Genomic DNA, 13,631 nt, shown 5'->3' with positions numbered 1-13,631 from the left:
CCGGACATTTCACCTCGGCGCCGTATTTTCAGACAATTGACACGGACGAGAATCACGCTTGCCTGTCGAAATTTCGCGATCGCTTCGAAGGAAAAGCCGTGCCGAACGCGTGCTGGGAAGCGGCTTATTTCCAGGTGCATCTGTTCGCCAATGCGATGCGCGCGAGCGGCAGCGACGACATCGACGCGCTGATGCCGGAGCTGCTGGGGGCCGAGTTCATCGCCCCGCAGGGGCGCGTGCGCATCGAGCCGAGCAATCATCACACGTGCTTGTACCCGCGCATCGGCCGCGTCAACTCGAAAGGCGAGTTCACGATCGTGCGGGCGTCCAAGCGTGCCGTGAGCCCGGACCCGTATCTGGTCACCCATTCGCTCGGCGATTGGACCGTTGCCCTCGGTTCGCTGGAGGCGTGAATGAACCGCACACGCAACGTTGCACGGGCGGTGCAACCTTCGGCCCGGGCCATTCCCCAGATCCTCAAGGACTTGCGCTCGTTACGCGTTTGCGTGTTTCACCCGCAGGACCAGGACGGAGAAGGGCTGACGCGTCAGTTGCAACGCATCGGATGCCAGGTGCAGGCGTTCTGGCCGCCGTTGCCACTCCCGCCCGCGGGGACCGACCTCGTCTTCATGGCGCTGCATCCGAACATTCTCCAGCACGACTTCAGCTGGTGCGCAGGTGACAGCGCACCGCCGGTCATTGCGGTCATCACCTATGAGAACCCGACGATCATCGAAGCGGTGCTGCGGATTGGCGCAAAAGGTGTTGTCGCTTCGCCGGTGCGCTCATTCGGTCTGCTCAGCTCGCTCGTGCTCGCGCGCGAGCTGACCACCGAGCTTGTGAAGCAGCGCAGGCGCATCAGCAGGCTCGAAGAGAAGCTTGTCGGCGTTCGGAAGATCGCCGAGGCGCAGGACATTCTGTGCCAGCAGCGTGGCATTACGAAAGACGATGCCTACAAGGTGATCCGCGAACAGGCGATGAGCAAGCGCGTGACCGCGGAGGACATCGCTTCCGCGATCATCAACGCAAACGAGATCCTGTCGTTCAAGGCGCGTGAGCCGGAGTGACGGTTGGCGCATAGCGTTGCTCATGGGCCCGCTGCGGCAGCGAGTTTGCCACGTTGCACACATATCCTTGCGTGCAAGGTCGTCCGAGGACGCACATTTGGGCCGGCGCCGAAAGTGCCACACCCGTCGATCACAACACACCCGCTCATTCGCGCGGGAACGCGGCGTCGTCGCCCCGTGCAAGAATCTCGCCCGGATCGAGGCCCCGGTCGATTCCGTGCGGCGTGACTGCTTGTCCCGGCTCGAGGACGAGTCTCCTGCTATCAAGTTGCACGTCGATCTTGTCGGGTTCGAACGAAATGAGGTTGGCGATGCGTGCAACCTCCGGCCATGCCTCTTGATAGCACCATGCCGCTTTCTGGCGATCACCAATATCGTAGTAGCTCGCTAAACCTTTATAGGGGCAGAATGTTTGACCCTCGACCAGCGTCAGTGCTGTCTCGTCGATGTCCTCACGCCGAACGTACCAGCGCGGCGCGAAGCCAGACTCGTACAGCACGATTGGGCGTTTCGTGTCGGCGATTACCTTCAGGCCGTCCTTGACCACAAGGTGACGAGACGTTTGCCGGATGTCAATGCGGTGATACGGGTCGGCGGCGTGACCGACGATGCGCTCGTCCTCCTCATAGAACGCATCCATTGCCCGCCAGGCGAAGGCCACGCGGTCCCTCAGTTCGCTGGCGTGCTCGGGCAACTTCATATACTGCCATGCTGCGTGGGCAGCCCGTCTGTCTTCGACCGCTACGGTGTACCAGCCGGTATCGCCGAAGTCGCGGTGCTGAGTCGTCCGGCTCTCGCTAATGAGCAAGTCCCTCCGCACGTCGACGAGCGGGAAGAAAGCTACCGGATAGCGTCCGGGTTCGTGGAGAAGGATCACGCCCTCGCTGTCGGCAATCCACTCGCGGGCCAATTTGACACGCAGCCGCCGGCGCAACGGTTCGGCGAAAACGAGTCGCTTCGGCATTGGTTCGGAAGTGAGAAAGCGTCCCAGCGATGTTTCGCCCAGCGGACCTTGTTGCCACGAGAGCCCCATAGACATGCTCCTTTCATTTCTGCAAGCAAGCGATGAAACGGAGTTCGTTGCCGTTGCTGGCGCGTGGAGGACCGGCAATTCGCAGAGTCGAAATCGCAACGGCGCTCACAAGAGGCGTGGCGACTTGCGATGATTCGTTGCTTGCTCATATGCATAGGCCAAGGCCACGAGCTCAGCCTCGGCCCATTGGCGTCCGACGAAAATCAGGCTGAAAGGGGAACCCGACGCGTAATAGCCGGCAGGCACCGTGACGCCGGGAAGCCCCGCAATGTTGATCTCGCCGACCGTCGTTTCCTGAATCGTTTCTCCGCTGTGAAGCAAGGGGAGTTCGCAACGCATCTGAGGATACACAACCGCGTCGAGGTCCGCCTTGTCAAACACCTCCGCGAAGATACGCAGATATTTTGCCTTCAATGCAATGAAGTCCGAGATATCCGGCGGATACGACGGATCCGCCAGTGCAGCCGGAAACTGCCGCAGGTTGGGCATGAAGTTGAGCACACCGGTCGGTCCGAACGCGTTTTCGTCCGCCGTCGCCATGGCGAAGTCGGCGAACGTCTTCAGAGGTGAGTTCGGCCCAAGCCGTTCGAGGTACATCTGAACGTCATACGGGATCGATTCCATGCCGCGGGCATCAAAATTTGCAGTCGGTGGCGTGGGCTCCCGCAAGTCGGCAAAACCTGATCCTGCAAACGGATCCTCCACCAGCACTGCACCGAGCGACTTCAGTTCCCTCCTCGCGCGCTCATAGAGCGCCACGGTTTCCGGAGACAACGGCTGGTTTCGCCAGCCTGCTCCGTACAGGCCGAGCCGCTTCCCATTCAGAGCGTCCTTGCTGAGCTGGGACGTGTATCCGCCCTCTGGCACCTGTCCGACTGATGCGAGCGTCTTCGGATCCTCTCCATGATAACCGGCCAGCACATCGAGGCAGAGCGCGGCGTCGCGCACCGTCCGGGCAATGGGTCCGACGACGTCACGGTTGCCGGACAATGGCACCACGCCTGCGTTGGGCACAAGCCCCATGGTCGGCTTTATGCTTGCCAGGTCCTGCGCTGCCGCCGGGTTCTGAATCGAACCGCCCGTTTCCTCGCCTAACCCCAGAACGACCATGTTCGATGCGACCGCAGCTGCGGTGCCCGCGCTGCTAGCCCCAGGGACCCGATCGGGTATCACGACGTTGAGCGTTGGACCAGCCCAGCTATCGTTGGCGTGTGTGCCCGAGTGGCTGAGCACGGGCACATTGGTCTTACCGAGCATCACGGTTCCCGCAGCCCGCATACGTGCCACCACCGGTGCGTCTCTATCCGGCATCAGGTCGACGCCCCCAGTCTTGCTGTAGAGCTTGGACCAGCCGCCCGTGGTCGGGAATCCGACCATATCCATCGCGTCCTTGATCGCGACCGGCACGCCTGCGAGCGGACCCAGCGCCTCACCGGCAGCGCGGCGGCGGTCAATTTCTCGCGCGTCGTCGATTGACGACGGGTTCAGAAAGATGAAAGCGTTGTACTTCCCGTTGTACCGCTCGATTTGCTTGAAGCAGGCAAGCGCCAGCGACTCGGCCGTAAACCGCCCAGTGCGAAACCCATCCTGAACGCTTTCAATCGTCAGGTTCGTGAGGTCGATATCGGCGTCAAGGGCCGCGCTATCCGTCCGCGAAGACTTTGTATTAGCCATTTCGTACTCCAAACGCGTGGAAATTAATTCGTCCTCTTCTTGGCCTCCGCGCGGAATTTATGCAGTAACGGTTCAGTGTATCCACTCGGCTGCGTTTGACCCTCGAGCGCCAGCGCACAGGCCGTACGGAAGGCAAGTGACGCGTCAAAATTGACCGCCATCGGCCGGTATGCCGGGTCTCCGGCGTTCTGTCGATCGACGACTTGGGCCATGCGCCTGAACGTCTCTTTGACGAACGTTTCCGTCACGACACCGTGCCGGAGCCAGTTTGCGATGTGTTGGCTCGAGATACGCAGCGTCGCGCGATCCTCCATCAGCGCGACGTTGTCGATATCAGGAACCTTCGAGCAGCCGATGCCTTGGTCTATCCAGCGGACGACATAGCCAAGAATGCCCTGCGCATTGTTTTCGACTTCGTTGCGGATCTCCGCTTCCGACCAGTTTGGCGAAGGCGAAACCGGCGCGGTGAGAAGCCCATCGAGGAGCGTGTCGCGCTCTGCGGCGTAGTCGATCTTTTCGAGCTGGCGTTGAATGTCCTGTACGTCGACCTGATGGTAGTGCAACGCGTGCAGGGTGGCGGCAGTCGGCGACGGAACCCACGCCGTATTTGCGCCGGCCTTCGGATGTGCGATCTTCTCGTCTAGCATCGCGCGCATCAGATCAGGCATCGCCCACATCCCCTTGCCGATTTGCGCGCGGCCGCGCATCCCGGCCGCCAGACCCGCCAGCACATTGTTGCGTTCGTATGCGCTAATCCATGTCGTGGACTTCATCGCCGCTTTGCGCAGCGCAGGACCCGCCTCCATGATTGAATGAATCTCATCGCCGGTGCGATCGAGGAATCCTGTGTTGATGAACACTACACGGCCCGCTGCCGCAGCAATACACGCGGACAGGTTGACACTCGTGCGTCGCTCCTCGTCCATGATGCCCATCTTCAACGTGCCAATGGGCAATTTGAACAAGTCCTCGATGCGGGAAAATAGCCGGTCCGCAAAGGCCACCTCTGCAGGACCGTGCATCTTCGGCTTGACAAGATAGATCGATCCCGCCCGCGAATTGCGTTTGACCGGCAAGTCGTGCAGCGCACACAGCGTCGTCACGACTCCGTCCAGAATCCCTTCCGGGATTTCAAAGCGTTCATCATAGAGCACCGCATTGCTGGTCATTAAATGACCGACATTGCGGATAAAGAGCAGCGACCGGCCGTGAACCTGGAACTCCGCGTCGTCCGGCCCTCGATAGCGGCGATCCTTGTTCAACTGGCGCATGAACGACCTGTCGCCTTTTGCAACCATCTCTGAGAGCGTGCCCTGCATGAGACCGAGCCAGTTCCGATACAAATGGACCTTGTCTTCTGCGTCAACAACCGCAACCGAGTCTTCGCAATCGACGATCGTGCTGATTGCCGCTTCGATCACGACGTCCTTTACATTCGCACGGTCCATCCTGCCAATCAGGTGATCTGGATCCACCTGGATTTCGATGTACAAGCCGTTATGTTTGAGCAGTACTGCAGACGGGTTTCGGGCGTCCCCCTGATAGCCTGCGAACTGTGCCGGGTCCCGCAGTCCCGTCGTGCGGTCACCCAATGCCACAGCCAATTGCCCGTTCGAAACAGAGTAACGCGTAGCATCTGTGTGCGAACCATCGTTCAATGGCGCAACAGTATCGAGAAAACGCCTGGAAAAATCGATTACGCGCTGGCCGCGTATCGGGTTGAACGCTGCGCGACGCTCGGCGCCATCATCTTCGGGCAGTGCGTCGGTACCGTAGAGTGCGTCGTAGAGGCTACCCCAACGGGCGTTGGCGGCATTTAGAGCATAGCGTGCATTCGATAACGGCACCACCAACTGAGGACCGGCCTGGTTCGCGAGTTCCTCATCGACATTCGTGGTCGTGACCTTGACGCCGTAAACGGGCGGCAAGACGTACCCGACCGATTCCAGAAACTGACGATATGGAGTAACGTTCGTCACCGGTCCAGGGTTCTTGCGATGCCATTCATCGAGCAAGCGCTGCATGCGCTCACGCTCATCGAGGAGTCTGAGATTTTCTGGCGCGAGATCCTGGACTAGCGATGCGAAGCCTTTCCAAAAGTCCGGAGCACTCAGACCCGTTCCAGGGAGCGCTTCTTCCTCGATGAATCGAACAAGCGGCGTTGCAACCGCAAAGGCGCGACTGACTTCAAGGTAGGACATGCATCTCTCCTTTGTCGGTTGGTCATGTAATGACGAGATAGCGTGAACGCCGGGCTTTGCGAACAACGCGTCTTCATTCGATTTGGCGTCGGAAACGCCGACAGCTCAGATTCGCTGACCGAGCCCAATCAGTTGGGCGCTGCCGCCAACGCGGCCGCCAGCGACGCACTTTGCAACGCGCACGTTTTTGAATATGTCCTTGTGTTGCTGAGACGTGAGAGACTTGCCTTTCATGGCCCGACTCCCGTGGTCATAGCAAGGGCCTCTTCGACAAGCTCGATCCAGTGCCTCACGGGTGTTCGACGAGCGCCGTTCAGATGCACCTGGCAGCCGATGTTTGCCGTCACGATTTCCGAGGGCTTACCGGCCTCCAGCGAGTCGAGTTTATTGTCGCGCAACTTCTTCGCGAGCTCGGGTTGGGTGAACGAATAAGTACCGGCGGAACCACAACACAAATGCGGGTCGACGACAGGAGCCAGTTCAAATCCCAGCTTTTCGAGAATGCTTTCTACCGAGCCATTCAACTTTTGCGCATGCTGCAGGGTACAGGGACAGTGAAACGCGATTCGCTTGGGTTCAACCTGTTGTAGCCTTTCAAGCGGCTCACTTCCGATGACTTCCGACAGGTCCTTGGCAGCATGGCTAACTGTGCGGGCTTTCTCTGCGTAATTCCTGTCTTGCGCCAGAAGATCCCCATACTCCTTGACGAACGCTCCGCAGCCGCTTGCTGCGATGACGATTGCCTCCGCGCCTTGTTCGAGGGCGGGCCACCAAGTGTCGATATTGTGCCGCGCACGGTTCAGCCCGGCCTCGTGTGCGCTCAAGTGGTAATCGGTGGCACCACAGCATCCAGCGTTGTCGCTCGCCATGACGCTTATTCCCAGACGATCGAGCACCCGCGCCGCAGCCACGTTCGTATTCGGAGAAAGCGAAGGTTGAACACAGCCTTCAAGCATCAAAACACGCCGCGCATGACGCGGTGCCGGGCGCGGGCCGCTGTGGACAATCTCCGAAGGAATTTTTTGGCGAATGGCTTCGGGCATCAATGGACGCACAGATCGACCTGCCGCGAGCAGCGTCGAAAACACCTTTCTTCGCGGGATGACGTATCGCAACCCCGCACGCAACGCGCGCTCAGCGAAAGGTCGATCGATACGGCGTTCGAGTTCGGCCCTGCCTATGTCGAGCAGAGTGTGGTATTTGACACCGGACGGGCAGGACGTCTCGCAGTTTCGGCAACTGAGGCAGCGATCAAGGTGCGTCTGTGTTTTGTCGCTGACGTCTTGGCCCTCCAGCATCTGTTTAATCAGGTAAATGCGACCCCGAGGCCCGTCGAGCTCATTTCCGAGTATTTGATACGTTGGGCAGGTTGCGTTGCAAAACCCGCAATGCACACATGATCGCAAAATGGCTTCAGCTTCGCTGGCCCGCGGCAATGATTGCGCGTCTGGGCTTAGATTCGTCTGCATAAGAATGTTCCCCCCTCAGAGTTCGGCATAAAACCTGCCCGGGTTGAAAATCGATTGTGGGTCGATTTGCCTCTTTAACCGTTGATGCAGCAACATCAACGGAGCGGGCAGCGGGTGGAACGGGGAATCAGTGACGTTTGGCGTGAAACAAGTTGCGTGACCGCCGTGCTGAACGGCGAGTTCCCTGATGGTCTCGGGCGAAGCGTCGGTCTTGATCCACCGTTGCGAGCCGCCCCAGTCTGTGATTGCGGAGCCCGGAAGATCGATGTAGGGAGTTGCTGCAGGCAAGGAAAGGCGCCAAAGTGGGCGCCTGTCGGCAAAGAATGGCAACCTGAACTCACGCAGCGAGCCCCAGAAATCGACGGCCGTCGGCTCTCCTCCGATGCGCTCACGGGCAGCCCTGACGGAGCCGTCCCCGCCTTCGATTCTGACGTACAGCATGCCATCGACGTGACAGGCGCCGGCGAGGGGTACGCCTTCCAGGCGCCATTTCGAAAGAGTCTCAAGGGCCGCTTGGGCCGTCATGGTCAGACCAAGGCTGAGCGTCGAACGGGGTTTCGGGAGCACTTTCAACGAAACCTCGGTGATCACCGCCAAGGAGCCGAAGCTCCCCGCCATGAGCCGCGACACGTCGTACCCCGCAACGTTCTTCATCACTTCGCCGCCGAACCTCAAGTGCTTGCCCTGGCCGGTTATGATCCGACAGCCGAGGACGAAGTCCCGTACCGCTCCACCGTAGGGGCGCCTCGGCCCGGATAGGCCGCTGGCAACCATGCCGCCGACGGTTGCGACGCCGTCGAACGTCGGTGATTCCGAGGGCAGCATCTGACCCGAGGCGTCGAGCTCCGCGTCGAGCTCCGTCACTGTCGTTCCCGCTCTGACCGTTACGACGAGCTCGGTCGGGTCATATTTGACAATCCCACGATGGCAGCGCGTATCGACTGTTTCTCCGTCGGTCGACCGACCGAGGAACCGCTTGGTGTCTCCACCTCGAATGCGCACCGGACAGTTGCGCGAGATGGCAGACTGCACTTCCTCGATCAGCATCGCGCTGCTGTCTGCATCCTGAATTGTCGCATCCATCAGAACCGCTCCAGATCAGGGAATGGCACTTGACCGTGATGGACATGCATCGAGCCGAATTCAGCGCAGCGATGCAGGGTTGGGATATTCTTTCCCGGGTTGAGCAGCCCATAGGGATCAAACGCCGCCTTGACCGCATGGAAAAAGACGATCTCGTCCGCCGAAAATTGGACGCACATCTGATTGATCTTCTCTCGGCCAACCCCATGCTCGCCCGTAATACTGCCGCCAACCTCCACGCACAGTTCGAGGATCTTGCCGCCAATGCCTTCGGCTCGATCGAGTTCTCCCGGCGTGTTGGCATCAAACAGAATCAGCGGATGCATATTTCCGTCGCCCGCATGGAACACGTTCGCAACCCGCAGTCCATACTCCTTCGAAAGCTTCGCAATTCCGGTGAGAACTTTCGGTAGCTCGCGTCGGGGGATCGTGCCGTCCATGCAGTAATAGTCTGGGGAAATCCGGCCCACGGCCGGGAACGCATTCTTGCGTCCCGCCCAGAACTTCGTGCGTTCGGCCTCGTCCCGTGCAATCCGGATGTCGGTGGCTCCCGCCTCGCCAAGAATTGCTTCGACACGCTGCATGTCTTCGTCGACGTCGCTCGGCGTCCCGTCCAACTCGCAGAGCAGAATGGCTTCGGCATCAATAGGGTAGCCGGCCTTGATGAAGTCCTCGGCCGCGCGAATCGCGAGGTTGTCCATCATCTCGAGTCCCCCTGGGATGATTCCCGCGCCGATGATGCTCGCGACCGCGGCACCGGCCTTTTGCACATCGTTGAAGCTCGCAAGAAGAACCTTCGCGCGTAGGGGTATCTTAAGCAACTTGACCGTAACCGATACCACGACCCCCAGCAGGCCTTCCGAGCCCGTAAAAAGCGCCAGCAGGTCGAAGCCTGGGCTGTCGAGCGCGTCCGAGCCCAGCGTGATCAACTCGCCGTCGATGGTCACGATATCGACCCGCAGGATATTGTGAACGGTAAGCCCGTATTTCAGGCAGTGAACCCCGCCTGCGTTTTCTGCGACGTTGCCGCCGATCGAACACGCGATCTGGGAAGACGGGTCGGGTGCATAGTAGAGGCCATGCCGGGCAACCGCCTGCGAAATCGCCAGATTCCGGACACCTGGCTCGACGCGTGCCGTGCATGCGATCGGATCAATCTCGAGGATTCGATTGAACTTCGCCATCACCAGGAGAATTCCCTTTGCGAGCGGCATTGCACCGCCCGAAAGGCCCGTGCCCGCGCCTCGAGCAACAACCGGTATGCCCCGGGCCTTGGCGCATCGCAGCACTCCGCGAACCTGCTCGATCGTTTCGGGCAGCACGACGCACAGCGGCAACGTACGGTAGGCGGACAGGCCATCGCATTCAAACGGACGCAAGTGCTCGGTGCTATGAAGAATGGCCAAGTCCGGCACGGCGGCCTGTAACGCCGCAATAGTCGCATCACGGTCAAAGTCGGGAAGCTTCCCATCGATCCGTTCGTCGTAAGCGAAGCTCATTTTCTCCTCCGGGATCTCGTTTGGAATCGTAGCCGGACAATCGCTGACGTTCCCGCCAGGATCCGTTCCTGCGCTTGGAAAAAGCCAACGTCCCACTGAGAACGCTGATCCCGCCAACTTTGCAATAGCCTTTGAACGAGTACATTCGAGGCGTTCAAGACATATTCTTCATTGTAGAGCTATACGTTTAGCCGTGGCCTCGCCAGGATGGAGGCATCACACCCGCTCATACCGCCATGGAGGTGACCAGAATACGAGGACGCACGACTGCGAGTGAGCGCGGCGAAATCGGTACAACAGAAAAACGAATTAGCATCCGCTCAGAAGCGTGACCTGGTTCGCTTTTTCTATAGGGCGTTGACCTGAGTTACGCCTCCGGCCGCTGAACGAGATTTCCAGCGTTCAACTTAGGTTACCTAAACAGTCAAGCAAGAAATGGGCCTTGTGTAAAAGAGGCTTTCAAGCTATGCGTCAAGGTTCATGGCAGATATGAAATGCAGTACCTCATGGCCCTGGCGTGTTGCCAGCCAATCCTGCATGCATTACTGCGGCGTGCCCGGCGTATAGAGCTCGAGAATATCCGCGATTGCGCGGTTTCTGGGCGTTGCGATATTCAATTCCGCACCGAATTCGGCGACGCCTCGACTGAGCCACGGCAGTTCCAATCGATTACCCCGCTCGAGATCATGGTGCATCGACGATGTCATTGTTGCAGGGATACTATCGCAGAATGCCAGACGGTCTTGCGCGAAATCGGCGGGAAGGTCGACACCTTTCGCTCGCCCGACTGCCACGACTTCCTCCATCACCTGAAGGAGGAACTCTCGAGTGCGGGGATTTTCCCGTATCGGGCCAATCGGTTTCCGAATCGATGCTGTGGTTCCCGACAGGCCAACGAGGAAAACGAACTTCTCCCAAATCAGTCGCCTGATATCACGGGTGATTTCAGCAGTGATTTTGGCAATCTGGCAGGCGTCGTAGAACGCCGTAACGCGAGGTGACTGGCTTCCGTCGTATTCGCCGAACGTCAGTTTTTGCATGGTGCCGCTGTGCGTGATGACGCCGGGCTCGGAAATCACCGAAGCAATATAGCACACGCCGCCAAAGATCGATTGCAGCGGGAGATGCCTGGCAAGGACTTCGTCCTTGTGCACGCCGTTTTGAAAGGACACGACGGCGGCACCTTGATCGACAAGCGGCTTGAGCGACTGTGCAGCGGATTCGGTATCCCAAAGCTTCACAGCAACGAGTACAAGGTCGACTTTGCCGACGCCATCGACGGCATCGACGGTTCTCGCGTTCGGAATTTCAATATCGCCCATCGGGCTGACGACGCGCAGACCGTTCCGCCGGATGGCTTCCAGGTGTTTGCCGCGAGCAACAAACGTGACGTCGTACCCCGCAGCCGCCAACCGTGCGCCGAAGTACCCGCCGACACCGCCTGATCCCAATATCGCAATTTTCATCGGTATTCCACAACGTGATAAGTCTTCGATACGTGGAGTCCGGAATGTAACGTCTGACTTTCGGCTCGCGTGCGAGTCAAAGACGGCGCTATTCCGCTGCTTCCAGGAAGTTCACAATCAATTCGCCCAACGCATCCGGCACATCCTCTGGCAGAAAATGCCCGGCAGATTCGATCACCTCGAGACGCGCGTTTGGCAGGGCAGTGGCGAGCCGCTGCGCAAATCTCAAAGGTTGAAACGCGTCCATGCTCCCCCAGACCAGCAGCACGGGTATCGCGAGGCGCTCAATTTCGTGCGATCTGGAGACCAAGTCCTCGCTTCGCAGGGAGCGTGCTGCCCTCAGATACGCCAGGCGGCCTGCAACGCCGGAGAACGGCCTCTCATACTGGTCGACCAACTCGAGAGTCACCTTGTCGGAATGCACGATACCCTTTTGCAACCCCTTCAGGAGTCCCTTTTTGAGATCAAAGTCGGGCGCGCCCAGAATCTGTTCCCAAACAGGCTCCTTCAGTCTGGCAATCCCCGGTTCAGGAAACGAGTCGTACGCAACACTGTCAACGAGTACCAGACGATCGATCTTTAGCGACTCATCCAATCCCAGAAGCTGAGCAACACCGCCGCCGATATCGTGGCCCACAATTGTCCCGCCAGCCCACCCTAGCTGATGCAGCGCCGAGGAGATGAAACGAGCCTGCTCCCTGATGCCTGGATCGACGCCGAGCGGCTTGTCCGACTCGCCGTATCCGAGGAGGTCGAACGCGATCCACCCGTGCCCCGCCGCCGAGAGAAGTTTAGTAATGTTGCGCCAAAGGTACCTGCTGGTTGGGATGCCGTGCAACAGAACAACGGACGGGGCAGGCGCGCTACGCGAGTACGCCAGCCATTGTCGTTCAACCTGCACGCGACCCACTATTCGCTCCGACATGTGCGACGTTCCCTGTCCAGTCAATTTTCCACCGGTGCAAATGGCGGGCATTCACGTCAACGCGTTAATTCGAACGCCGTCGTCGTGTCTATGTCCTGGCGGCTCGGGAATCGCCCAGAAGACGCGCGAGTTCGCTTAGGCTTTGTACTTGATGGCGCAGCGCCGCGAACGCATATTCCTGTGGGCCATTCAGCCGATTCACCCGTATCGTTTCGAATCCGAACGTTCCTGCTCCTCCGAGGTCCCACGCATTCGAGGACACAAAACAGATCTCTTGTGGCGAGACGCTCAAACGATCGCATGCGAGTTGGTAAGCACGCGGATCGGGCTTGTAGATCCTTATTTCGTCCACTGAGATACACACGTCAAGGAGGTCAGTCAGATTGCTGGCCTTCAGCGCCGCTTGCAGCATTCCTTGACTACCATTCGAAAGGATTGCCGTGAGGAATCCATGCTCACGCAGTGCTTGAAGCGTCTCGGCTGCATCGGGATACGCGTCGAGTTCGAAATACGCCTCAAGCAAGCGTTCCTTCAATCCCACGCGTCCAGCGAGACCATGACTGAGCAGGGCGAAATCCAACGACTCTTCCGTAAGCTGCCAGAAGTCTGCATACCGGCCCATCATCGTCCGGGTCCACGAATACTCCAATTGGCGCTGCCTCCACAACGCCGACACGACAGTGGCGTCCACGCCGACTAAATCGGCATAGCGCTTCACCGCGGAATGAACGTCCAGCAGCGTGCCATAGGCATCAAAGACACAGGCGCGAATCGAGTCCACAGCGATCTCCTTCAGTCTCCCGACCTTACGTAACCGTTATAACGGAACGATACAAGAAATTACCGCGCCGGCTATATTCTCGTCGCACCATACGATGCGCGGACGCCTCCTAAGCGACAGTGTAGTGGCTCCGTGCAGTCTTATCCATGGCATGTTTCGCGATGACGGATGGTTGCACAATCGTCGTTCGTTCGCTAACAAGAATGGCAGCTATGACTGTTAGTGCGCAGCGCCCGAAACCGTAACGCGGACGGTCAATCAATTGTTCGAAAATGCACATGCTTTCTATACATATCTGGTATGCGCGCGCGAGTAACCTGTACCCCAAGGACAAGGATGTGTTCGCACAACGTGCGCCGGAATGCAGCACGTAGACGCAAAGCGGGAGGTGCCCATATCGAGTCCTGACATTAAACGGCTTGCGCATTCCGGT

11 protein-coding genes are annotated in these 13,631 nt (G+C 59.0%); 2 read left to right on the top strand and 9 right to left on the bottom strand.

Annotated elements, in window-relative coordinates; translation table 11 throughout:
• Both BO1_RS32435 and BO1_RS32430 read left to right on the top strand, forming a co-directional pair.
• A partial coding sequence (locus tag BO1_RS32435; protein ID WP_028221114.1) for a transporter substrate-binding protein occupies positions 1–413 on the top strand: 413 nt, incomplete at its 5' end.
• Positions 414–1,067 (top strand): ANTAR domain-containing response regulator, encoded by a 654-nt coding sequence (locus tag BO1_RS32430; protein ID WP_028221113.1) that lies wholly within the window; start codon positions 414–416, stop codon positions 1,065–1,067.
• 145 nt (positions 1,068–1,212) lie between these two features.
• Here the strand turns inward: BO1_RS32430 and BO1_RS32425 are convergent, their stop codons facing one another.
• From BO1_RS32425 to BO1_RS53685, 9 genes are all read right to left on the bottom strand, one after another.
• Positions 1,213–2,106 carry a DUF427 domain-containing protein gene (locus BO1_RS32425; protein ID WP_218002840.1) on the bottom strand — a complete coding sequence of 298 codons (894 nt, stop codon included), beginning with the start codon at positions 2,104–2,106 and terminating at the stop codon, positions 1,213–1,215.
• Between the two features lie 99 nt (positions 2,107–2,205).
• Positions 2,206–3,774, bottom strand: coding sequence for an amidase (locus BO1_RS32420; RefSeq protein WP_043287498.1), 1,569 nt, complete (start codon positions 3,772–3,774; stop codon positions 2,206–2,208).
• Between the two features lie 23 nt (positions 3,775–3,797).
• Positions 3,798–5,975 (bottom strand): malate synthase G, encoded by a 2,178-nt coding sequence (locus BO1_RS32415; protein ID WP_028221110.1) that lies wholly within the window; start codon positions 5,973–5,975, stop codon positions 3,798–3,800.
• 230 nt (positions 5,976–6,205) lie between these two features.
• Positions 6,206–7,444 (bottom strand): glycolate oxidase subunit GlcF, encoded by a 1,239-nt coding sequence (gene glcF / locus BO1_RS32410; protein WP_028221109.1) that lies wholly within the window; start codon positions 7,442–7,444, stop codon positions 6,206–6,208.
• 15 nt (positions 7,445–7,459) lie between these two features.
• On the bottom strand, positions 7,460–8,527 hold the full coding sequence (gene glcE, locus BO1_RS32405; protein WP_028221108.1) for a glycolate oxidase subunit GlcE: 1,068 nt from the start codon (positions 8,525–8,527) through the stop codon (positions 7,460–7,462).
• Complete coding sequence (glcD, locus tag BO1_RS32400; protein ID WP_028221107.1) at positions 8,527–10,026, bottom strand: glycolate oxidase subunit GlcD; 1,500 nt, start codon at positions 10,024–10,026, stop codon at positions 8,527–8,529. The genes glcE and glcD overlap by 1 nt, the downstream gene beginning before the upstream one ends.
• Before the next feature lie 542 nt (positions 10,027–10,568).
• Entirely contained in the window at positions 10,569–11,492 is a 924-nt protein-coding gene (locus BO1_RS32395; protein WP_028221106.1) for a ketopantoate reductase family protein, read from the bottom strand.
• A gap of 88 nt (positions 11,493–11,580) precedes the next feature.
• On the bottom strand, positions 11,581–12,417 hold the full coding sequence (locus BO1_RS53690; RefSeq protein ID WP_052409686.1) for an alpha/beta fold hydrolase: 837 nt from the start codon (positions 12,415–12,417) through the stop codon (positions 11,581–11,583).
• Positions 12,418–12,505: 88 nt separating this feature from the next.
• Complete coding sequence (locus BO1_RS53685) at positions 12,506–13,198, bottom strand: haloacid dehalogenase type II (RefSeq protein ID WP_043287495.1); 693 nt, start codon at positions 13,196–13,198, stop codon at positions 12,506–12,508.
• Between the last annotated feature and the right edge of the window lie 433 nt (positions 13,199–13,631).

Origin of the sequence: Paraburkholderia oxyphila NBRC 105797, assembly GCF_000685075.1 — a bacterium.
GTDB lineage: Bacteria > Pseudomonadota > Gammaproteobacteria > Burkholderiales > Burkholderiaceae > Paraburkholderia > Paraburkholderia oxyphila.
The sequence above is the reverse complement of the archived record's forward strand: the minus strand, read 5'-3'. Positions and strand labels throughout refer to the sequence as shown.